This window comes from Streptomyces sp. NPDC097617, from assembly GCF_044761485.1.
Classification (GTDB): domain Bacteria; phylum Actinomycetota; class Actinomycetes; order Streptomycetales; family Streptomycetaceae; genus Streptomyces.
In genome coordinates, this window is the sequence record NZ_JBIWCL010000010.1 from 157,485 (window position 1) to 178,134 (window position 20,650).

General features: G+C 73.0%; 20 protein-coding genes. 11 read left to right on the forward strand and 9 right to left on the reverse strand.

Annotated features, from left to right (window positions below):
* Positions 1 to 116: 116 nt before the first annotated feature.
* Positions 117 to 1,640 (reverse strand): adenosine deaminase, encoded by a 1,524-nt coding sequence (locus ACIQZO_RS18665; RefSeq protein WP_403627285.1) that lies wholly within the window; start codon positions 1,638 to 1,640, stop codon positions 117 to 119.
* Between the two features lie 249 nt (positions 1,641 to 1,889).
* Complete coding sequence (locus ACIQZO_RS18670; RefSeq protein WP_403627287.1) at positions 1,890 to 2,633, reverse strand: class I SAM-dependent methyltransferase; 744 nt, start codon at positions 2,631 to 2,633, stop codon at positions 1,890 to 1,892.
* A gap of 402 nt (positions 2,634 to 3,035) precedes the next feature.
* On the opposite strand from ACIQZO_RS18670, the gene ACIQZO_RS18675 reads away from it, so the two are divergent.
* On the forward strand, positions 3,036 to 3,518 hold the full coding sequence (locus ACIQZO_RS18675; protein WP_403627288.1) for a hypothetical protein: 483 nt from the start codon (positions 3,036 to 3,038) through the stop codon (positions 3,516 to 3,518).
* Positions 3,519 to 3,734: 216 nt separating this feature from the next.
* A complete protein-coding gene (locus tag ACIQZO_RS18680; protein WP_403627290.1) occupies positions 3,735 to 4,580 on the forward strand; it encodes a hypothetical protein in 846 nt (281 codons plus the stop codon).
* Between the two features lie 31 nt (positions 4,581 to 4,611).
* Here the strand turns inward: ACIQZO_RS18680 and ACIQZO_RS18685 are convergent, their stop codons facing one another.
* Positions 4,612 to 5,154, reverse strand: coding sequence for a GNAT family N-acetyltransferase (locus tag ACIQZO_RS18685; protein WP_403627292.1), 543 nt, complete (start codon positions 5,152 to 5,154; stop codon positions 4,612 to 4,614).
* Between the two features lie 165 nt (positions 5,155 to 5,319).
* Here ACIQZO_RS18685 and ACIQZO_RS18690 point away from each other — a divergent pair, with 165 nt between their 5' ends.
* Entirely contained in the window at positions 5,320 to 7,821 is a 2,502-nt protein-coding gene (locus tag ACIQZO_RS18690) for a SpoIIE family protein phosphatase (RefSeq protein WP_403627294.1), read from the forward strand.
* A gap of 39 nt (positions 7,822 to 7,860) precedes the next feature.
* Here the strand turns inward: ACIQZO_RS18690 and ACIQZO_RS18695 are convergent, their stop codons facing one another.
* A complete protein-coding gene (locus ACIQZO_RS18695) occupies positions 7,861 to 8,424 on the reverse strand; it encodes a hemerythrin domain-containing protein (RefSeq protein WP_403627296.1) in 564 nt (187 codons plus the stop codon).
* Between the two features lie 115 nt (positions 8,425 to 8,539).
* On the reverse strand, positions 8,540 to 9,286 hold the full coding sequence (locus ACIQZO_RS18700) for an ATP-binding protein (protein ID WP_403627298.1): 747 nt from the start codon (positions 9,284 to 9,286) through the stop codon (positions 8,540 to 8,542).
* A gap of 606 nt (positions 9,287 to 9,892) precedes the next feature.
* Here ACIQZO_RS18700 and ACIQZO_RS18705 point away from each other — a divergent pair.
* From ACIQZO_RS18705 to ACIQZO_RS18715, 3 genes are all read left to right on the forward strand, one after another.
* A complete protein-coding gene (locus ACIQZO_RS18705; protein WP_403627300.1) occupies positions 9,893 to 10,489 on the forward strand; it encodes a hypothetical protein in 597 nt (198 codons plus the stop codon).
* Between the two features lie 207 nt (positions 10,490 to 10,696).
* Positions 10,697 to 10,939, forward strand: coding sequence for a hypothetical protein (locus ACIQZO_RS18710; protein WP_403627301.1), 243 nt, complete (start codon positions 10,697 to 10,699; stop codon positions 10,937 to 10,939).
* Positions 10,940 to 11,050: 111 nt separating this feature from the next.
* A complete protein-coding gene (locus ACIQZO_RS18715) occupies positions 11,051 to 11,419 on the forward strand; it encodes a PRC-barrel domain-containing protein (RefSeq protein WP_403627302.1) in 369 nt (122 codons plus the stop codon).
* Positions 11,420 to 11,446: 27 nt separating this feature from the next.
* Here the strand turns inward: ACIQZO_RS18715 and ACIQZO_RS18720 are convergent, their stop codons facing one another.
* A complete protein-coding gene (locus tag ACIQZO_RS18720; protein WP_403627304.1) occupies positions 11,447 to 14,296 on the reverse strand; it encodes a glycosyl hydrolase 2 galactose-binding domain-containing protein in 2,850 nt (949 codons plus the stop codon).
* A 209-nt stretch (positions 14,297 to 14,505) separates the two neighbouring features.
* Between ACIQZO_RS18720 and ACIQZO_RS18725 the strand changes: the two genes are divergently transcribed.
* Positions 14,506 to 14,832, forward strand: coding sequence for a hypothetical protein (locus tag ACIQZO_RS18725; RefSeq protein ID WP_403627306.1), 327 nt, complete (start codon positions 14,506 to 14,508; stop codon positions 14,830 to 14,832).
* Positions 14,833 to 14,962: 130 nt separating this feature from the next.
* Here ACIQZO_RS18725 and ACIQZO_RS18730 read toward each other — a convergent pair whose 3' ends face one another.
* Positions 14,963 to 15,916, reverse strand: coding sequence for a GlxA family transcriptional regulator (locus tag ACIQZO_RS18730; RefSeq protein ID WP_403627308.1), 954 nt, complete (start codon positions 15,914 to 15,916; stop codon positions 14,963 to 14,965).
* 219 nt (positions 15,917 to 16,135) lie between these two features.
* Between ACIQZO_RS18730 and ACIQZO_RS18735 the strand changes: the two genes are divergently transcribed.
* The 4 genes from ACIQZO_RS18735 to ACIQZO_RS18750 are packed head-to-tail and all read left to right on the forward strand — an operon-like array spanning position 16,136 to position 17,950.
* Positions 16,136 to 16,804 carry a DJ-1/PfpI family protein gene (locus ACIQZO_RS18735; RefSeq protein ID WP_403627310.1) on the forward strand — a complete coding sequence of 223 codons (669 nt, stop codon included), beginning with the start codon at positions 16,136 to 16,138 and terminating at the stop codon, positions 16,802 to 16,804.
* A gap of 48 nt (positions 16,805 to 16,852) precedes the next feature.
* Positions 16,853 to 17,161, forward strand: coding sequence for a hypothetical protein (locus tag ACIQZO_RS18740; RefSeq protein WP_403627312.1), 309 nt, complete (start codon positions 16,853 to 16,855; stop codon positions 17,159 to 17,161).
* Positions 17,158 to 17,637 (forward strand): hypothetical protein, encoded by a 480-nt coding sequence (locus tag ACIQZO_RS18745; protein ID WP_403627314.1) that lies wholly within the window; start codon positions 17,158 to 17,160, stop codon positions 17,635 to 17,637. The genes ACIQZO_RS18740 and ACIQZO_RS18745 overlap by 4 nt, the downstream gene beginning before the upstream one ends.
* Before the next feature lies 1 nt (position 17,638).
* On the forward strand, positions 17,639 to 17,950 hold the full coding sequence (locus tag ACIQZO_RS18750) for a DUF3817 domain-containing protein (protein ID WP_403627316.1): 312 nt from the start codon (positions 17,639 to 17,641) through the stop codon (positions 17,948 to 17,950).
* A gap of 235 nt (positions 17,951 to 18,185) precedes the next feature.
* Here ACIQZO_RS18750 and ACIQZO_RS18755 read toward each other — a convergent pair whose 3' ends face one another.
* Together ACIQZO_RS18755 and ACIQZO_RS18760 are read right to left on the reverse strand one after the other, a co-directional pair.
* Positions 18,186 to 19,421 carry an NAD(P)/FAD-dependent oxidoreductase gene (locus ACIQZO_RS18755; RefSeq protein WP_403627318.1) on the reverse strand — a complete coding sequence of 412 codons (1,236 nt, stop codon included), beginning with the start codon at positions 19,419 to 19,421 and terminating at the stop codon, positions 18,186 to 18,188.
* Between the two features lie 231 nt (positions 19,422 to 19,652).
* Positions 19,653 to 20,087 (reverse strand): HPP family protein, encoded by a 435-nt coding sequence (locus ACIQZO_RS18760; RefSeq protein ID WP_403627320.1) that lies wholly within the window; start codon positions 20,085 to 20,087, stop codon positions 19,653 to 19,655.
* Between the last annotated feature and the right edge of the window lie 563 nt (positions 20,088 to 20,650).

A 20,650-nucleotide genomic window follows, 5' to 3' on the forward strand; every position in this document is an offset into this window, starting at 1 on the left:
AAGCTCGGCGGCGTTCCGGCACCCGGGAGTCCACCACCCGGGTCACGCGCCGCCGTACGCAGACGGCCGGCCCGCACCCGTGCGGGGTGCGGGCCGGGTCCGACCGGGCTGCGGGATCAGTGCGAGCCGGGGCGGGTGGTGCGGACGTGGGAGGACTCGAAGCGGTGGAAGGCCGCCTCCTGGCGCCACTCGACCTGCGCCTTCGGGCTGGCCTTCAGGAAGCGGGCGCACCGCTCGCCCGGACGCTCGGCGCCCTGGCGCTCACCGGCACACGCGCCGATCGGCCGGTAGCCGGTGCGGACGTCCCGGTTCCACAGGCCGCGGCCGGGCAGGAAGGAGTGCTCGAGGGAGGCCCGGGCCAGGTCCTTCAGCTCCGGGTAGCCGAGACCGTACATCTCGGCGGCCCGGCGGTACTCGTCGGTGATCTCGATCCGGGACACGCCCGGGTCGTCGGTGGCGAGGACGACCGGCACACCGTGGCGGCGGTAGGTGGCGAAGGGATGCGCGTCGCCGGAGACGCGCAGGATCTGCTCATTGCTGTGGAAGGGGACCTCGACCGCGATCCGCCGCTCGGCCATGTACCGCATGAGCGATTCCCAGCGGTCCTCGTGCAGGACGGACACGCCGTGCCCGATCCGCTCGGCGCGGCCGGTCTGGGCGGCCTCCCTGATGTGGAAGGTGAGGTCCTCCGGCTTGACCAGACCGGGCACCAGCTCACCCGCGTGCAGGGTGATGTGCGCCTTCGGGTACTGGGTCTTGAGGTAGTTCAGCATCCGCATGTGCAGGCGGTAGTCGCGCAGGGCGACCGGGTCGTCCTCCGGCTGCACCAGGTTGACGGCGACGAAGCGCGGGTCGCGCTCGGCCAGCCGCATGCCGAGCGCCATCTGCGTGAACACCCGCTGCGGGGTGCCGGCGCGGGCGACCTGGGAGATCCAGCGGTACGGCAGGGAGCACGCGGCATCGGGCTGCGGGGTGTCGCAGTGCGCGGCGGCCCGGAACTCCACGTCGGTGCTGTCGGCGTCGGCGCGGGCCTGCCGGACCACCGCGTCCAGTCCGCCGGAGGCCAGCAGCTTGTCGTGCATCCGGTCGAGGTCGGCGTCGTAGCCGACCCGGTCGGCGAGTTCACGGGCCTGGCCGGAGGCCGGGGAGATCATGGTCTCCAGGTAGAACTGGTTCTGCCGGGCGGCCGAGCCCGCGACCTCCGCGAGCATCCGGCCCGGGTGCCGCCAGGTCACCTCCCCGAACTTGCCGAAGGTCGCGAAGAAGTGGTCGTGGCCGTTGCCGTCGGCCGGGAAGTCCTGCATCGACCAGGCCCGGATGACCTGCTGGCGGAACGCCGGATCGGTGACGGCATCGGAGGCGGGCCGGGTGCCCGCACCGCACGGCGGGGGCACCGCGGTGGTGGTGTCGGTGGTGATGCACAGACCGTCCCCGGCGGCGAGTTCGATCAGGAACTCGGTGGTGACCGCACCGGACAGGTGGTTGTGCAGGTCACCGCCCTTGGGGAGGTCGGCGAAGAAGTCCCCCGGCCGGTCGGGGCCGGGAGCCGGGACCACGGCGGGGGCGGAGGCGGCGTAGGCGGAGGAGGGTGCGAGCAGGGCGAGAGCGGAGAGCGCACCGATCAAGTGGGATGGGATCACGGGCACATGCTGGTGAAGCGGACGGTCGCATCCGGGTATGCCGGGCCGGGAGGCGACCGCTGTCACCCGGGAGGCCCCGCAGAGGATCGTTCCTTTTACCGCGGCGATGACCGGGGAGAAGGGCCGAGCCGGCGGAGCGGACCGATCCCCGGGCGCCGTAGGGGGCCGCCGGCACCCGACGGCGGCCCCGTGGGGCGGCGAGCCGCCCCACGGAACGCCGGCCGGCCGCCGTCACCCCGGATCGGAGTGTCAGGCGCGGCAGCGCAGCATCTCCAGCGGCGGGCTCGCGAGGGCGTCCGCCCAGAACTCCTCGCCGAACTCACGGATACCGGCTTCGGACACCTCCAGCGGAACCCACTTCACCTCACTGAACCCGGCCGCCCGCAGGCAGTCCTCGTAGACCTCGCGGCGCGGGGCCGAGGCGACGATGCTGATCGGCTGCGGATCGAGGAGCGCGGTGACCCGAACCCGCGGACCCGTCCCGCCCTCCTCACCGGTCGGCTCGCAGCGGAACCCGTACTTGTCGAGGGAGGCGCAGTCGAACCGGTAGTCCGGCTTCTGGGCGAGCACGAAGAACTCCCCGCCCGGCACCAGGCTCCGGTGGATGTTGCGGCACATCCGCTCCATCGCCGCGACGTCCTCGGCGTAGTTGAGGAGCTGCACCCCCAGGGCGACGTCGAAGCGCCGGTCGAGCGGCCGCAGCTCGCTCACGTCGCCGACCTCGTACCGCACACCCAGCGGGTCACCCTGCTCGATCCCCCGAGCCGCGGCGATCATCTCGACGGAGATATCGATGCCGAGGACCTCCGCGGCGCCGCGCCGCCTGAACTCCCGGCTGTAGAAGCCGGTGCCGCACGCCAGGTCGAGGACCGACCTGCCGCTCACGTCCCCGACCAGGCCGAGGAAGCTCGGCACCTCCCCGAAACGCATCAACGGCAGGGACTTGAAACCCTCGAACGCCTCACCGATCCCGTCGTACTGCTGTGCGCTCATGTGCATCCCCCTCGTGTGTCCCGTCCCGTACGCGGCCACGCCGCCCCCCGGATCCAGCGGCTCACCGGGCGCGTGGCCGTGGCAGAAAGTCTCCTCCGGCCCGGTCGGACCTCCGTACTGGCAGATGACACGAAGAAGTTGGTGGGGTGACCCTCCTGTCGCCCAACACTTCCGCGGCTCCGCCGGCGGCAACAGCGCCGGCGCCACAGGGCCCGGCCGGGTAGGGCGCTGACCGGGCGGGCGCGCGAGGCCGCCCCGGAGCGGCCGGGCGGGGCCGGAACACGGGCGGAGGGCAGGCCCCGCACCGGCCCGGGCGGCTGCGCGTGCGAGGAACATCCACATGGGGGAAGCTGGGAATGCCCGTCGCGCCGACGGGCAGGACAGACGGGCGAGGAGGGCCTCGTGGACAGATCAGCAGACGGCCGGCTCGTACGTGCACTGCGCTCCAGGGCACGGAACGTCACCCTGCTGTGTGCAGCGGCGGCTCTTGCCACGGCCACCGTCCCTGCCTCCGCGCAGGCCCGGACCGTAGCGGCTCCGGTGGCGGAGCCGCTCGTGGTCGTCGACTGCTTCTCGCAGGCGCAGGTGCGCCCCGAGGAGTACCTGCTTGCCTGCGGAGACGGCAACAACCGTCTCGTCGGGCTCACATGGGACTCCTGGGGGCCGAAGGCCGCGACGGCCAAGGGCACCGACATGGTGAACGACTGCAAGCCCTACTGCGCTGCGGGCCGCTTCCGGTCCTACCCGGTGACGGTGACCCTGGGCAGTCCCGAGCCCTGGCCGGGCCACCCGGACGTGCAGCGCTTCACGACGATCCGGCTCCTCTACACGGACACCGCGCCGGCTCCGGTCCCGAAGGACGTCACCTACAAGCTCGTGTTCTGACCCGACGTTCGCGATGTTTGCGACGTTCGCGGTGTCCGCGGGGCCCGGCAGCGCTGCCGGGCCCCGCGAACGTCCGGATGCGCCACAGCCCTCGGGGGTTGTTCCAGTACGCGATCACCTTCTCGCTCCCGCTCCCGGCCGCCTTCGGATGAACAGGGCCGGCCGGGCGCCGTGGCGCCGTGGCCCGCGGCCGTGGTGCGCGGCAGGGTGGCCGGCATGAACGTGGAGGCGGACCCGGTTGTCTTCGAGCTGTACGGGCTCCGGCCTGCGGATTTCACCGCGGCCCGCGCCGCCCACGTGGACCGGGCCCGCCGGGACAAGCACGCCGGCGCCGCGCGGGCGATCGGCGGCCTGCGCAAACCGACCCTGGCAGTGTGGGCGGCGAACCTGCTGGCCCGGGCCCATCCGGACCAGGCCGAGGCACTGCTGCGCCTCGGCGAGGAGCTGCGCAGGGCGTACCGGGAGCTCGACGGCGCGCAGATGCGCGCGCTGTCGCACGAACAGCACCGGGTGATCGCCGCACTGGCCGCGGAGAGCGGCCGGCTGGCCGCCGGGGCGGGGGAGCAGCTGCGGGAGACGGTGCTGCGGGACCTCGCAGGGATCTTCCACGGGCTGCTCGCCGACGAGGAAGCCGCCCGGCAGTGGGCCGCGGGCTGCCTGAGCAAGGCTCCGACGGCGGCGGTGGGGTTCGAGGGCCTGGAACCGGCCCCGGGCGTCGTCCTGCGCCGTCCGGCCGAGGAGGCTCCTGCCCCACCGGCTGTCGCTGTCGACGATGAGGCCGTGACGGCCGCGCGGGATGGGGCCGCCGAGGCATCGGCGGCGCTGCGGAGGGCCGAGGAGCACCTCGGCGAGGCGGCAGCCGCCCGGGACCGGGCCGAGGCCGACGCGGCCGACCTGCGCGACGAGCTCGCCGCCTTGCGGGAACGGGCCGATACGGCCCGGCGCGCGGCCCAGGAGGCGAAGCGCCTGCACCGGCAGGCCGAGCAGGAGCACGCCAAGGCCGAACGGGCGGCGCAGAAGGCCGCGCGCCGACTGGGGGAACTGGACCGGAGCCGGGAGTGAGCCAGGACTGAGGAGTGGCGGCCGGCCGCGGTCAGGAGCGGTCCAGGCCCCAGGTCTGGAGCGCGTACGGCCGGCCCTTCTCCTCGCCCGTGATCAGCGGCAGGTCGAGGAGTCGGAATCCGGCGCGGGTGGCCACCCCGACACTGGCGGCGTTCTCCGCCTCCAGCTCGAGGATCACCTGGTCCGCGCCCAGCTGCTCGAAGGCGTACGCGGCCATCACCCCTACCGCGCGGGCGGCCAGGCCCCGGCCCCGGTGCGCCGGGCCGATCGCGTAGCCGAGCTCGGTGCCTTCGGGAGCGCGCTTGAGCATCACCTCGCCGAGCGGGGCGTCGCCGTCGACGGTGATGGCCAGCAGGAGGGCCGTACCTTCGGTGCGCAGCTGCCGGGACCGGTCCAGGCGGGTGCGGGCAGCCGCGTCGTCGAAGGGGGAGACGATCGGCGTCCAGTACGCGATGTCGGGGTGGTCGAACAGCTCGGGCATCGCGGCCAGGTCCGTCTCCGTCCAGTCGCGCAGGACCAGGCCGTCGCCCGTCAGCTCGATCCGGTCGGGAAAGGACGGCGCGGTGCTGCTCATGCTGGGGGACCTCCGTGAACGGGTGCGGGACCACGCAGGATATCCGGGGTCCGGTCATCGGTTCACCGGATTATCCGACGGCGGGGCGGGTGCGGGGCGGACGCGGTCGGAGTGGGCATCGCAGGCATTCCGCGCCGGAATCCATGACCGTGCCATGCTCGAAGGGTGCAGACGGATCCGGCCGCGGCCTCGGGCGACGAGGGTGCGTCGCCCGAGGTACTCGCCCTGGCCAAGGTCGTGGCCAGGCTCCGGGCCGAGGTGGCGGACCTGGAAGGCCTCGCCTCCATCACCGCCGTACTGGAGCGGGCCAAGGGCGTGCTGATGGCCGGGGAGGACCTGTCGGCCGACGCGGCGTACGAGACGCTGGCCGAACGGGCCCGGCGCCGGGGCGGGACCCTGATGATGGAATGCTGGATCGCCCTCGGCGGGATCCGGTCAAAGCCCTCGGGGCCCTCGCAGCCGGTGCGGCCGTCGGCGCCGTCGGGACCCGCACGGGCAGCACAGCCGTCCCGGCCCACCGCACCGGCTCCGAAGGCCCCCGCACCCGTCACGATCGGCCTGGGCCCGGCCCCGGACGGCGGCCGGTCCGTGTTCGACTCGGACCGCTACCTCACCGATGTCCACGGTGACAAGGACGCGCGCGGGCTCCTCGCGGGCCTGGCCGTCCTGCTGGCCGGCGCCCGGACCACCGGCGACGCCGCGGAGGCCCTGCACGAGGTGCTGCGCCGCCCCGTCGGGGTGGACGGCGTGATGGTCTACACCCTGGACGGGACCGGGCGGCTGGAGCTCATCGGCCACTCGGGCATCGACGAGGTACTCGCCGCGCAGTGGCAGGACATCCCCCCGCTGGCCGGCGTCGCCGCACTGGAGGCGATCACCTCCGCAGAGCCGCGATGGCTGGACGACCCCGGGCAGGACGCCGAGAAGTACCGGCTCATCGGGCCGCCGGAGCGATGGCCCACCCGCGCGTGGATCCCCGTACCGGGGGAGGAGACGGTCACCAGCGTCATCGGATTCTTCCGGAAGGTCCGCACCCCGTTCCGCGAGGGCGAGAAGGCCCTGCTCCAGCAGGCCGTGCGGCTGTGCGGCGGCCCCCTGCGCGTCTTCGACTGCCACGGGACCTCTCCGGCCGACCCGGAGATCGCAGCGGTCCAGAGGATCTTCGACACCGTCTCGGGGGCCGCCATCCTCCTGGCACCCCTGCGTTCGCCGCGCGGAGAGGTGGAGGACTACCGCATCGAGGCCGCCGCTCCGGACTCGGTGGACGTGGCGGGCCGGCGGGGCAAGGAGCTGGTGGGCCGACAGATCCTGGAGACCTATCCGACCGTCGCGGGAACCCCGCTGTGGCAGGGATACCTCGACGCCCTGAACACCGGGACCACCTACGACGGCGAGCCCTTCTCGTACCGCGAAGTGATCGCGGGGGTTCCCGAGACGTCCGTGTACTCCGTGCGCGCCACCCGCCTCGCCGGCCGGCTGATCGTCTCGTGGGTGCGCCACGACACCACCGCCCGCGAGATCCGCCGGCTGACCACCATGCAGCGGCTGGGCAACCTCGGCTGGGCCGACTGGAACCTGGCCACGGACACCATCGACTGGTCCGACCAGGTGTACGAGATCTTCGCCCGCCCTCCCGACCAGGGCCCCATGCGATTGGAGGAACTCCCGCAGCACCTCGTACCGGACGACCTGCCGGGACTCGCCGGCGCCGTCCAGCGGCTGCTGGCCGAAGGGACCCCGATCGACCAGCCCTTCCGTATCAGCACCGCGGCCGGGGTCCGTCACCTGCGCATCGTCGCCGAGGCCGAGAGGGACGCCTACGGCGCCCCCGTCGAGGTGCACGGCTTCTTCCAGGACCTCACCCCGCAGCGGGACACCGAGATCGCCCTGCTGGAGAGCGAGCGGGCCGTACTGGTCCAGCGGGGCGTCCTCCAGGCGGAACGGGCCATCGCCGCACGCCTCCAGCACGCGCTGCTGCCCATCCCCGAGCAGTCCATCCAGCTGGTGGGTCTGTGCGTCGACATCGCCTACGTGCCCTCGGACACCGGAGTGAACGTCGGCGGCGACTGGTACAGCGCCATCGAACTCCCCGACAGGAGCGCCCTCTTCGTCGTCGGGGACGTCGCGGGGCACGGACTCGACGCCGTCGGGACCATGGCGCAGCTCCGGTTCACCGCCAAAGGCATGATCGTCACCGGCTCGGCGCTCCCCGACGCGATGGGCCGGCTCAACACCCTGCTCCTGCACACGGCCGCCGACCAGGCCGCCACCACGGCCACCATGATCATGGCGCGCTACCGGCCGGCGGAGCGGCGCCTGGCCTGGGTGCGGGCCGGGCATCTCCCGCCCCTGCTGGTGCGCGGCGGTGAGGCGCGCTTCCTGCCCCTGCCGGAGGGGAACCTCCTCGGGGCGTCCTTCCGCTCCGTGTACGGGGAGGAGACGCTCCAGCTCGAGCCCGGCGACCATCTCCTCCTCTACACCGACGGCCTCATCGAGGTACCGGGGGAGAACATGGACCGCGGACTCGCCCGGCTCGCCGAGGCCGCCGCCAGGGCCATGTGCGGGGGCTTCGACGAACCGCTGGCCGAGCTCCTGGCGTCGCTGCACCCCGCCGGACGGGACGATGTGTGCGTGCTGGACATCAACCTGCCGTCGGACGCCGAATGACGTGAGGCCCGCAGGCCCCACGCCCGGCACGACGGCGGTTCAGGTGTCCTTGCCGCGGCCGCTCATCGCGTCGCGCAGGCGGTCGACGAGGCCGACCCCGGGCGCGAGGAACTTGTTGGCCGGCGGCTTGTCCGGGGCGGACGGGTGCGGGCGGGTGGGCGCGGTCTTCTTGGCCGAGCGCACCTTGTCGCCGAGTTCGTTCAGCATGTCGGCGGAACACATGTCGCGCAGCCGGGGGAAGAGGGTGCCCTCCTCGTCGGCGATGTGCTCACGGATCTCGGTCATGAGCTTGTCGACGAGTCCGTCGAACCGGGGGTCGTCGGCCTTGCACCCCTCGAGGTCCTTCATGATCAGCTCTGCCGCCGCGTGGTCCTCCAACTCCCGGTCCGCGATGACGTCCCCGTCCGGAAGATGCTTGCGAACGGCCGGGTACAGGTACACCTCCTCGGCCACGGAGTGCCGGACCAGCTCGATGGTCAGCTTGTCCGCGTAGTGCTTCCTGCGGGGGTCCCCGGAGGGCAGCCCCTGGATGTCCTTGAAGAAGTCCTCCACCTCCTGGTGGTCGATGGTCAGCTCTGCGATGACGTCACCGCCGTGTCCCATGGTGTTCTCCTTCGGAAGGGGTGGTGCGTGGTGTGCCGCTCGTTGTATGCCGGCGGAGTCGCGCCTACCCACCGCTCGGTGGGGCATTCCCGGGCCGTCCGCGCGTTCCGCGCCGTCACCCGGCGACGGCCATGGAGACGTGGATGCGCTTTCCGCCGGTCGACGTGGGCATGACGCGGACGTCGCGTGCGATGTGGCGGACGAGGATCCAGCCCCAGCCGCCGCTGCCGGTGAGGTGCGGCCGCCGGGTCAAGGGCGGGACCGAGCTGGTGTCGGTGACGTCGATGTCGAGCAGCCCCTCGTGCAGGGCGAGATCGAGGCTGCACGGGCCGTCGGTGTGCCGGACGGCGTTGGTGACGAGCTCGGTCACGACCAGGGCGGCGGCGTCCACGGCGGCCGGGTGCACCGGGTGCTCCCGGCCGCCGATGACGTCGTGCGCGGCGCGGTAGTGCTCCAAAGTCCGTCCGTGTTCCACCGAGAGATCACGCACCTGCCGGCTGAACCCCTCCGTGGGGTAGCCGCGCTCGCGCATCAGTCGCGTGACCAGCTCGTCCGCCTCACCGACCGAGCCCTCGGGCCGGTCGACGAATCGCTCCTGGACGCCGCTCCACTCCTCCGTGTACTGGTGTCGCCGCTCCGACGGCAGCTCCTTCAGCTCGAATGCGGAGTGGCGCTCCTCGCGGGCCCGGAGCTCGCGTTCCGCGGCCATGCGGCCGCCCTCCGCCTCGACGGTGCGTTCGTACTCGGGCCCGAACCTCTGCTGCAAGTGCCGTCGGCGGGACATGGTCCACAGCCCGACGCCGAGCGCGACGACCACGACCGCCGCTATGACGATCACGGTGATGAGCATGCTGTTCGACATCGCTCGCCTCCATCCGGGCCTCGTCGGCCTCTGCCACGCGGCTGCCCCTCGCGACTCCGGTCAAACGCGGGACCGGCCTGCCCTTCCCGGGCGGGTCGTGGTCGTCCGACTGCCGCGAGGCTCGAACAGGAGGTCCTCGGCGGCCCGTTCGCCAACCACCCGATCATGAGAAGGAGATCACCCGAACGCGTTCTTCCGGCCGGTCCGGCGCAGGGCCCACGCGGGCCCGGGGCGCGGACCGGGAGGACCTTGCCGGCCGCCGCTTCGCCGGTCGCGGGCGCCGGCGCCCTTTGAACGTCCCGGCAGCCCCCCGCCGGGCTGCCGTCCTGTCGCAGCCCCTGTCGGCATGAACCGCCCCCCCGTGGGCCTGCGGCTACCCGGCCCACGTGCGGTCATACCCGGCGCCGCCCCCGTACCGGGATCGAACCGCCCGCCCCGGTGTGAAGGCCCGTAGGCTGGTCAGACGCCTGAGGGGCGTCCTGCCTGCCGCCGGACACCCCCTGGAGCCGCCCGTGTGCCCCACGTGAGCACCACGGGTCGAGGGCGTCCGTACGGTCCGCGACCCCGTGTCGGCGGCCGGGACGTCCAAACGATCGGAACAGCGCCATGAAAGCTCGCCCCGTCGGATCAGAATCCCGTTCCTCCACTCCTCCGCGCGCGCAGCGCCTCCTCGCGATCTACCTCAACGATCATCTCGCGGGCGCCGGCAGTGGTGTCTCGCTCATCCGCCGCATGGCCCGGGCCCACCGCGGTACGCCGGCCGGGCCGCCCCTGGCCGAGCTCGCCGAGCAGATCGCCGAGGACCGGGAGAGCCTGCGCGAGATCATGACCGCCTTCGACGTCCCCGCGCAGTGGCACCGGGTCGTCGTGGGCCGCCTGGCCGAGAAGGCCGGCAGGGTCAAACTCAACGGCCGCCTGGTGAGCCGCTCGCCCCTGAGCGACGTCCTCGAACTGGAAGCCATGCGGATCGGTGTCGAGGGCAAGGCGTCGTTGTGGCAGTCGCTCGGCATCCTGGCCGACACCGCCGATCACCTCGACCGGGCCGCCATCGACCGTCTGCTGTCCCGCGCACGGCATCAGGCGGCCGTACTGGAGGGGCTGCACGTGGAGGCGGCGCGACGATCCATCACGCCCGCGCCCACGCCCGGCCCCGCTGCCGCCCGCCACGACACCGGGCTGTCCCGAAGGGCGAGGTGGGCGTGATGCGAGTCGTCGTCACCGGCGCCACGGGCAATGCCGGCACCAGCGTGGTGAAAGCCCTGGCGGGTGAGCGTACGGTCACCGACGTGCTCGGCATCGCCCGCCGCCGCCCCGACCTCGCCATTCCCGGGGTGCGATGGGCCGAGGTGGACATCGACCCGGGCCGCGCTGATCTGACGGAGGTCTTCGCGGGCGCGGACGCCGTCGTCCGTGCTGGCCGCGGCCTGGCGCATGCACCTCGTACCGGCCACGCCGGGGCTGCTGGACGCCGTCCTGCGGCTGCCGCTGCTCGACGCCGGCCGGGCCCGCGACGAGCTGGGGTGGAGCCCGTCCATCACGGCCACCGAGGCCGTCGCGGCCTTCATCGAAGGCCTCCACCACCTGGGAGCCGGCCTCGACACCCCGCCCCTGGCCTCCGCGGGAGCGGGCACCGGCCCCGAGGGCCCGGCGTGAGCGGACGCGCGCCCGGCGCATGAGGCCGGGTCGGTGGGGCAGGCGGTGTGCGAAGCGGCGGCCGGGCCGAGGATCCGGCGGAACGACGACCGATGCGAGGAGTGGTTGATCATGCACGACGACATGTGGGCCTACCGGTCCGGAATCGTCCACCCGACCGGGGAGGACCTCACCGGATTCACGGTGGAGGCGTCCGACGGCAGGATCGGCAAGGTCGACAAGCACTCCGCGGACGTCACGGACGCCTACCTGGTCGTCGACACGGGAGTCTGGATCTTCGGCAAGGAGGTCCTGATCCCGGCGGGCACGGTCACCCGTATCGACCGGGACACACGGACCGTGCAGGTGGACCGCACGAAGGAGCAGATCAAGGCGGCCCCGGAATTCCACCGCGACTACCACCTGGCCGACCCGGACTACCGCGTCGAGATCTCCAAGTACTACGGAGCGATCGGCCGCCTCGGCGGCCCCTTCGTCTGAGCCGTCCTCATCCGGGCCGGTCCGGTGTCAGGGAGAGCCCGCGGTGACGTGGGTGACGGGTGTGTTCCAGCCCGAGATCCGGACCCGGGGCGCGCCACCGTGGAGGTCGGACCTGCGGTACCGGGCCGTCAGGACAGCGCTCTCGCCGGGCCAGAGACTGATCTGGTTGTCGTTCCAGTGAACCGGCAGCACGGGCGCGTCCCGGCCGTCGACCAGCCGGACATCGGTGAGCAGTGCGGGCGTCCTGCCCCCGCTCGTGTTGCGCAGCACGACCGTGGTGGTGGAGAGCGAGCCCGCGCGGTGCGTGGTGTGCGCGGTCGCCGTCACCGTGGCGGCCGCCAGGGAGTTCAGGCCGCTGAGGTCGGCGTGGGAGGTGACGGGGGTGTGGTACCAGTCGCTGGCGTCGTAGTCGAGGACATCGGGGCGGGTGGAGAGCCAGTAGACGTTGCGGCTGACCTCGCGGCTGGCGCTGTCGGTCAGTGTCAGCCGGGCGAGGTACGTGGAGTCCGGGCCGTCCACGACGGCCGGAACGGTCAGCGCGGTGCTCCTCGCGCCGTCGGCGCCGACCCGCAGCCCGCGTACCGTGCGGTCGTAGCGCGCGGTCCCGTCGGTTCCGAACAGGGTGACCCTGGCGGTGAGCCCGGACACGGCGGTGGTCCGACGGTTGACGACGGCCACCGTCCGGTCGTCGTAGGAGTACTGGATGTGCAGGGGTTCGTTGGCCTTCTTGGCCCCGTAGTAGGCGCCGCCCCGGTCGAGGTAGCGGTCGACGAGCTGCCAGTGCAGCGAGGTCCAGCCGCTGTTGAACATCCAGTAGACCACCCCGGTCGACGGGGCGGTGGCGTCCGTGGCGTTGCGGGCGTAGGCCTCGAACTGGGCCCGGACGCTCTCGTACTGGCTGAGCTGGGCCTTGGCCACGTAGTCGCGCAGATCGCGGGGGGCGCCGTAACGGCGGGCGAGGGCCTCGTTGAACAGCTTCAGCGTGTTGAAGTTGCGGGAGGGGGAGCGGTGGTACTGCGGGGCGGCGGGCGACGTCCACAGGGTCTCGAGCTCGGCCGGTGAGAGAGTGCGGCGCAGGGTGTCGAGGGTGGGGATGGAGGGGCCGGCGCTCGTCTCGGAATTGAAGCCCGTCGCGCCGCCCTCACGCTTGTCGTACCAGTACGAGGGCGGGACCCAGTCGTAGGGGCCGGTCATCCGCATGCCCGAGGGGCCGCTCAGGGGTGTGGTGACGGCGGAGGCGGCCGGGATCACCGGGGTGGGCCAGTCGGCGGCGCGCAGGGCGTCGAGGTAGTCCCGTTCGGTCCGGGCGTCGGGTGCGAAGTCGCTTCCGATGAGAAAGGACACGACGCTGGGGTGGCTGCGCAGCCGGGCGGCCTCGGCGGCCATGGAGGCCCGGGCGGTGCGGCGGTCGGCTTCGTTCCATTTCTCGCCCGTGCCGGTGGGGTTGACCTGCCCCTCCCATTTGTTGCAGCACTCCCAGCCGGGCAGCGTCAGGATCCCGTGCCGGTCGGCGAGGTCGAAGAACTCGTCCGGCTCGATGTGGCCCTCGAGGCGGAAGGCGTTCAGGCCGGCATCGAGGGCGGCCTTGATCCGGTCCTCCGCGGCGGCGCGGTCCCAGCGGAGCAGCTCGTCGGCCGACCAGCCGGCCCCCCGGATCAGCAGGGGGCGACCGTTGATCGTGTACTGGCGGGCGCCGGCGGAGTTCAGAGGAGCCTTCACCTCGCGGATGCCGAAGTGCCGGCGGACCGCGTCCGAGCGGCTGCCCGCGACCGTCGCCGTCAGATCGAGTCCGTACAGGTGCTGGGGTCCCATGCCGGCCGGCCACCACAGTGCGTGGCGGGCCAGGCGCAGTTGCCGGTGGGCGTCCGGGGAGAAGGTGAGGGACCGGGTCTCCTGGGCGCGCAGGGTGACGTGCCGGCGCAGCACGATCGCGGTACCCCTGATGGCCGCGGTGACGGTGGCGGAGACGGGCGCCCGCGAATCGTTGCGGACCTGCGCCTTCACGGTCAGTTCGGCGGCCGCTGAGGTGGAGGCGGGGGCGGAATGCCGCGACGGCATGTCCAGGCGCGTCACCACGTGCGCGTCGTGGAGCGAGACCGGCCCCCTGCGCCGCACCAGGACATCACGGACGAGCCCCATGTTGGCGTCGGGCGGCGGCTGCAGCCAGTCGAGCCAGCCCAGGGTGAGGTGCTTGCGCGGATCGTTGGGGTGGATCCGGAAGGCGACGGTGTTGGTGCCGGCCCGTACCAGTGCGCTGATGTCGAGCTCGTGGCGCGTGTACATCCCGGCGACCTCCGCCGCGGAGGCGACCTGGCGGCCGTTGACGTACACGTCCGCCGCGGAGACCACCCCGCTGAAGTCCAGCGAGGTGCGCTCCGAGGTGTCGGGAAGCGTGAAGTCGCTGCGGTACCACCACGGTACGGCGAAGTCACCGCGCGGGATGCGCTGCTGGTCGGTGGAGTAGAACGGATCCGGGTGCGTGCCGTCGGCGACCAGCGCGGCGAGCACGGTGGAGCGGGGCCCGGCGCGGTGCCAGCCGGCCGTCGAGTAGCCGGGTGCGGACACCGCGGCGGCCGGGTCGGGGACCTCGGCCGAGGACCGGATCGCGTACCCGGCCAGCGCGGCGGTGCCACCCGGCGCCACCGCGGTCACGGCAGTCACCGCTGTCACCGCCGTCCCCTCGGCCGTCACCGTCTTTACCGTTTGCACCGTTTGCGCGCCGGGTCCGGCACCCGGTCGGGCCGGGAGATGGGGTGCCGCGGCCGAGGGGACGGCGGCCGGGGCGAGCAGCAGCAGGCCCAGCAGGCCCAGCAGGACCGGCGCCGCGGAGGCCGTCCGGCGGCGCCGGGGGTGAGCGGTGCGGGGGTGATCGGACACGGTGGTCTCCGGGGGAGCTGGTCGGGCATCCGCGTGACGTGAAGATCGGGCAACGGAGCGGACGGTAACCCCGCCCGACTCCCGCCTGGCCCGCAAGACGCCGGATGGCTCACGGAAGTCATCTCTTGGAGGGAGCGGGAGTGTTCGGCCCCGGCATACCAGTGATCATGCGCTCAACTGAGGATCACTCACGGAACCGGAGCCACGTCATGCGTCGTGCACACCGCGCTGCCGCCCCCCTCGCGGCCCTTCTCGCCCTCGCCGCGCCACAGCCCGCCGAGGCGGCGCACGGCGCGTTCAGCTTCCGGTACACATCCGGGGGACACGTGCGATCGGGGGTCCTGCACCATCCCGCCGACAAGGTGTGCATCGACGCGACGGGCAGCATGGGGGGCTCCGGCCGCGCCCGCGCCGCGCGGAACACGACGAACAGGACCGCCACCCTCCATATGAGCATCGACTGCCAGGACGACGGGGTGGTGCTTGCACCCGGGGCGCGCCGCCTCGCAGAGTTCAAGACCGTGCGGTTCGGCTGACGGGACGCGAACGCCCCAGCGGCGCGCGTGGTCTGCACCCGGGCTTGACCCGGGTGGTCAACATGATGGGGGAATCATGATCACGGAGACGGCAGCGACCGGTGGCGCGGCTGCGCCGGGCCATGGCTCGTCACGGCGCGTTCTGTGTTCGGAAGGTGCGCCGGTAGGCGTGCGGGCTGGTGCCGGTGAGGCGTTTGAAGCGTTCGCGGAAGGCCGTGGGGGAGCCGAAGCCGACCTGTGCGGCGATCCGTTCGACGGGGTGCGCGGTGGTCTCCAGCAGGTGCTGGGCCTGGCGCACCCGGGCGCGGTGCAGCCACTGCAGCGGTGATGTGCCGGTCTGCTCGCGGAAGCGGCGGTTCAGGGTCCGCACGCTCATACCGCTGCGCCGGGCGAGTTCGTCGAGCGTGAGCTCGCGCCGGGCGTTGTCCTCCATCCACCGCATGAGCGGCTCCAGCACCGATCCGCGCGGGGCCGGCGGCTGGTCGTGGACGATGAACTGCGCCTGCCCGCCGTCCCGTTCCAGTGGCATGACGGACAGCCGGGCGGAGTCCGCCGCCACCGCCGAGCCGAGATCGCGCCGGATCATGTGCAGGCACAGATCGAGCCCGGCGGCCGCCCCGGCCGAGGTCAGCAGCTGTCCGTTGTCCACGTACAGCACTCCGGGGTCCACCTCGACGGCCGGATGGAGCGCGGCCAGGAGCTCGGCGGCCGACCAGTGCGTGGTCGCGCGCAGGCCGTCCAGGAGGCCTGTCGCGGCCAGCACGAAGGCACCCACGCAGATGGAGGCGATCCTGGTTCCCCGCCCGGCCGCCTCCCGCAGCGCGTCGAGTACCTCCTCGGGAACGGGCGCGGTCGGATCGGCCGTACCCGGGACCATGATCGTGTCCGCCTCGGCCAGCGCCGCCAGGGGCCACGGCGCGCGCAGGGCGAACGCCCCGGCGTCGACCTCCTCGGAGGCGGCACAGACACGGACCCGGTAGGCAGCGCGGCCGCCGGGGAGCCGGGTGCGTGAGAACACCTCGATGGGGGTCGACAGGTCGAACGGAATCACTCCGTCCAGGGCGATCACGGCCACGGTATGCATGGCCCAACCATAGCGATGCGCAGCACCCCGAGTCCGCGAACCCAGGTCCCATGCCTACTGTTCCAGCAGCTCAGAAGCCTTGTGGTGCCCAACGCTGCGGTTGGCCGGAATCCGTTGGAAGGTGGCATTCCAGCCTCTGGCCGGAGCCGGGGGCCCTGACTAGCGTCGGGGTCGGCGCAGCATTCGTGCGCTTCCCCCAGAGACAAGGAACCCTTTCCGATGCTGTGTCAGATCGTGCTGTTCGACGGCTTCGATCCGCTGGACGTCATCGCCCCCTACGAGGTCCTGCACGCCGGCTCGATGGCGGCGCCGGGAGCCCTGCGGGTGGAACTGGTCTCCGCGGAGGGCCCGCGTGACGTACCCAGCGGCGTGGGACCGATCTCGCTGCGGGCCACCGCCCGACTGGACCCGCGGCGCGCGGACCTGGTCCTCGTACCGGGCGCCGCCGGCCCGTTGGGGGACCTCGCCGATCCGGACGCCCCGGTGAACGCCGACTCGATCCCCACCCTCCTGGGCCGCACCCTCGGGACCGGCCTGCCCGCACTGCTGAAGGAAGCCCTGGACCGGCCGGGCCTGACCGTCGCCACGGTCTGCGGGGGCTCCCTCGTGCTCGCCATGGCCGGGTTGATCGAGGGCCGCCACGCCACCACCCACCACGTCGGGAGGGACCTGCTGGACGCCACGGGCGTGGTGGCGATCGACGCCCGCGTCGTGGACGACGGCGACCTGGTCACCGGCGCGGGCGTCACCTCCGGCCTGGACCTGGGCCTGTACCTGCTGGAGCGCGAACTCGGCCCGCGCATCGCACACGCCGTGGAGCAGCTCTTCGCCCACGAGCGCCGCGGCACGGTATGGCGCGCTGCAGGCCCGGTTCCCGCAGCCTTCTGACCCCGGCCCCACCTGCTCCGACCGCCCACCACCGAGAAAGCGCACCACATGACTGTCGAAGGCACCTGGAACCTCGTCCTCGCCACCCCCATCGGCAGGCAGCAGGCCGTACTGCGTCTGTTCACCGGCGACGGGGAGCTGCGCGGAGTCGCCACGGGAGACGCGGAGGAGGTCCCGCTGACCGGACTCGAACGCCACGGCGACCGCCTGACGTGGCGCCAGTCGATCACCAAGCCCCTGCGCCTGCACCTGGTCTTCGACGTCACCGTGACGCAGGACGAACTGACCGGCACGGCCAGGGCGGGCCGGCTGCCCGCGAGCAAGGTCACCGGCCACCGGGCTGGATCGCCCGCGTGACGAAATTCCTCCTCGCCGTCCACGTCCTGGCGGCGATCATCACGATCGGCCCCGTCACCGTCGCCGCCGGCATGTTCCCCGCCGCAGTGCGCCGCGCCCTGGCCGCACCCGACGGGGCGGGCATCCTCCCCGAGGTCCGTACGCTGCACCGCATCTGCCGGGTCTACGCCGTGATCGCGGTCGTGGTGCCGGTGTTCGGCCTGGCGACTGCCCGCAGCCTCCACGTGCTGACCAGCCCGTGGCTGCTCATCTCGATCGCGCTGACCGCGGCCGCCGCCGCCGTGCTGGCCACGCTGGTGCTGCCCGGCCAGGCCGCGGCCCTGGCCGGACTGCACGGCGCCGCCGACGCGCGTTCGACCTCCGCCGTGCAGCGGGCCGCCGCTCACCTGGGCATGTACACAGGGGTGTTCAATCTGCTGTGGGCCACGGTGACCGTACTCATGATCGTCCGCCCCGGATCCACCACAGGAGCCTGAAGTGCCACACCGCGCCGGCCGACTCCTGCGGATCTCCGCCCCCGTCGAACTCGCCACCCTGGCCGCCCTGCTGGTCAACCTCGGCCTGCTGCACCTTCCCGCCCTCGCCTCGGCCGTGGGCCCGGTGCACGGCTGCGCCTACCTGATCGTCATCATCACCGCCGCCCGCGAGAACGGCCGGGACCGAACGGTCGTCGCACTGTCGGCCGTCCCGGGCATCGGCGGCGTCCTCGCCCTGCGCCGGCTCGACGCGCAGGGCCCAATTCCCTCCGGAACCAATCGAACGAGTGGCGAGAGTGGATGTGTGTCCTAGTGGCGGGCGGATGTGCGCTGTTCTTGACCGGTCGGTCCCCGCCGGGTTCCGCGGTGACCCGGTGACGGCAGGAGAGGGCGGGTGCGGGCATGGGAGTGCCCAGTTCCGGGCTGCACGCCCAGGTGGAACCCACCGCCGAGCGGCACTTCCCCTTCACCGCCACCGTCGTGCCGGCCCTCGTCGCCACCGTTCGCTGGCCCTGATCCGCCCCGCACCGGGGTTCCGGCCGTCCGGGTCAGTGGGGAAGCAAAGATTCCAGAGGGACCTGCGGGTCGGCCAGGCGCACCGGGTCGATCGTCGCGCGGGAGCGGATGAGGGCCTGGATCGGCTCGGTGACGTCCCAGACGTTCACGTTCATACCGGCCAGGACACGGTCACCCGCCAGCCAGAACGCGATGAACTCCCGGGTTTCGGTGCTGCCTCGGAAGACGACCCGGTCGTAGCCGCCGGGCTCCACGTACCCGGTGTACTCCATGCCCAGGTCGTACTGGTCGGTGAAGAAGTACGGCAGTCGGTCGTACGCGACGTCCTGCCCGAGCATGGCCCGGGCCGCGGTCTGCGGTTGGTTCAGGGCGTTGGCCCAGTGCTCGACCCGGATGCGCCGCCCGAGGAAGGGGTGGTGGGCGTTGGCCACGTCGCCCGCCGCGTACACATCGGGGACGGAAGTGCGCAGGTGCTCGTCGGTGACGATGCCGTTGTCGACTTCCAGCCCCGCGCCCTCGGCCAGGCCGGTGTTCGGGGTGATACCGACGCCCACAACGACGGTGTCCGCGGCGATACGGGTGCCGTCGGCCAGTAGTACGCCGTCGGCGGTGTCTCCGTCACCGGTGATCGCGCTGATCCCGACGCCGAACCGGAGGTCCACGCCGTGGTCCCGGTGCAGATCGGCGAAGACCTGGGCGACCTCACGGCCGAGCACCCGCAGCAGCGGCAGCTCCGCGCTCTCCAGGACCACCACCCGGGCGCCGGCGGCACGCGCGGCGGCGGCCGCCTCCAGGCCGATCCAGCCCGCGCCGATCACGACGACCGCCGCGCCGGGCCGGAAGGCCCGCTTGAGCCGGTCGCTGTCCTCCAGCCGCCTCAGGTACAGCACCCCGTCCAGGTCCGCGCCGGGAACGGGCAGCCGGCGCGGTGCGGAACCGGTGGTCAGCAGCAGCCTGGAGTAGTCGACCCGGCGGCCGTCGGCGAGCGTCACCCGGCGGGCCGCGGTGTCGAGGGCGGTGGCCGTCGCGCCCCGCCGCAGGTCTACGTCGTGCTCCGCGTACCACTGCTCCGGATGGACGTAGACCGCCTCGCGCTCCTTCGATCCGAGCAGGTAGCCCTTGGAGAGCGGCGGCCGTTCGTAGGGGCGCTCGTGTTCCGCACCGATGAGGACGAGCGGACCCTCGAAGCCCTCCTCGCGCAGGGTCTGCGCGGCTTTCGCCCCGCCCAGTCCCGCTCCGACGATGACGTACGCGCTGTTCGTGGTCATGGCGGTCGCTTCCTTCACTCGGTGGTCCGCGAAGTGGCGGGCAGTCCGGAGTGACCCAGATTTCCACGGCTTCGCCCGTGCGCGCGGGTGCGGGGCGGCGGCTCCGGTGCGTGTCGCCGCCGGCTCGGGAGGCGGTGGCGGACCGTGCGGGGCCGCCCCGTGTACCCGGGATCAAGCCCCGGGGCCGGCCACCGGCCGGAGGTCTGCGAGCCCACGCAGACACCGCCGCTGCTACCACCAGTAGACGGGGTAGCGCGGCGCTCCGCCGCGTACCCGGGAGGCCGCGATGCCCGCGAGGACGAGGACCGTGGTGGCGCCCAGCAGCAGCGGAACGAACCGGACGGGTTCGGGGGTCTGGAGCACCACGATGACGGAGGTCGCGCAGGCCGGGGCGTGCGGGGTACGGGCGAGGGTTGTCGCCGCGAGGGTGGCACCGCCCGCCAGCGCGGCGGCCCAGGGGCTGCTGTGCGACAGCGCGAGGACCGCGTACCCGACCGCCGCTCCGAGGAGGTGCCCGACGACGACGCTGCGCGGCTGGGCCATGGGCAGGGTGGGGGAGCTGTGCAGGACGGCGGCGCTGGCGGCCAGCGAGGGTATGAGGACCGGTTCGTGGATCATGGCGCCGATGGCGACGAGCCCGAGGAGGGCCGCGGTGACCGCGCTCATGCTGTGCAGGCTTGCCGCCGCGGTCGCCCTGGCGGTGTCCCGGCGCCTTCGGCGCACCGGAGGCGGTACGGCCCCGGCCGGGCGGTCGGACGGCCCGGGGCCGGCGGCCGGCGGTCGGGTCAGGACGGAATCACGGTTCACGATGGAGGTTTCCTGGCGCGGTCGGCAGAACTGCGGGAGCCCCCGTTCGTGGCATCGCGCCGGCTGCCCGGGGGGCGGCGCGAGCCAGTCAACCAACAGCCGGCCCGCCGGGGCAACTGGAGCGGTGGACGAACAGGACCCCCGCCACCTGCCCGTTTGTGGTGGATCATCCAAGAGGCGCACCAGGGACGGCAGTCGGCCGGCACCCGTCGGGGGATGATCCGGTGCACGGTCGGACCAGGTCGGGCAGCTGCTCGAACGAGCCGCCGAATCCGCGGTGGTCGTCCACCGGACGGACCTCCAGGATCCAGTGCGCCTGCCGGCCCCCGGCCCCCGGCCCCCGGCCCCCGGCCCCCGGCCCCCGGCCCCCGGCCCCCGGCCCCCGGCCCCCGGCCCCCGGCCCCCGGCCCCCGGCCCCCGGC

Bases quoted from the DNA above. Each gene is read 5' to 3' on its own strand.
- ACIQZO_RS18670 (WP_403627287.1), bottom strand. From the start codon at position 2,633: ATGAGCGCACAGCAGTACGACGGGATCGGTGAGGCGTTCGAGGGTTTC.
- ACIQZO_RS18680 (WP_403627290.1), top strand. From the start codon at position 3,735: ATGAACGTGGAGGCGGACCCGGTTGTCTTCGAGCTGTACGGGCTCCGG.
- ACIQZO_RS18685 (WP_403627292.1), bottom strand. From the start codon at position 5,154: ATGAGCAGCACCGCGCCGTCCTTTCCCGACCGGATCGAGCTGACGGGC.
- ACIQZO_RS18695 (WP_403627296.1), bottom strand. From the start codon at position 8,424: ATGGGACACGGCGGTGACGTCATCGCAGAGCTGACCATCGACCACCAG.
- ACIQZO_RS18700 (WP_403627298.1), bottom strand. From the start codon at position 9,286: ATGTCGAACAGCATGCTCATCACCGTGATCGTCATAGCGGCGGTCGTG.
- ACIQZO_RS18705 (WP_403627300.1), top strand. From the start codon at position 9,893: ATGAAAGCTCGCCCCGTCGGATCAGAATCCCGTTCCTCCACTCCTCCG.
- ACIQZO_RS18715 (WP_403627302.1), top strand. From the start codon at position 11,051: ATGCACGACGACATGTGGGCCTACCGGTCCGGAATCGTCCACCCGACC.
- ACIQZO_RS18725 (WP_403627306.1), top strand. From the start codon at position 14,506: ATGCGTCGTGCACACCGCGCTGCCGCCCCCCTCGCGGCCCTTCTCGCC.
- ACIQZO_RS18730 (WP_403627308.1), bottom strand. From the start codon at position 15,916: ATGCATACCGTGGCCGTGATCGCCCTGGACGGAGTGATTCCGTTCGAC.
- ACIQZO_RS18735 (WP_403627310.1), top strand. From the start codon at position 16,136: ATGCTGTGTCAGATCGTGCTGTTCGACGGCTTCGATCCGCTGGACGTC.
- ACIQZO_RS18740 (WP_403627312.1), top strand. From the start codon at position 16,853: ATGACTGTCGAAGGCACCTGGAACCTCGTCCTCGCCACCCCCATCGGC.
- ACIQZO_RS18755 (WP_403627318.1), bottom strand. From the start codon at position 19,421: ATGACCACGAACAGCGCGTACGTCATCGTCGGAGCGGGACTGGGCGGG.
- ACIQZO_RS18760 (WP_403627320.1), bottom strand. From the start codon at position 20,087: ATGAGCGCGGTCACCGCGGCCCTCCTCGGGCTCGTCGCCATCGGCGCC.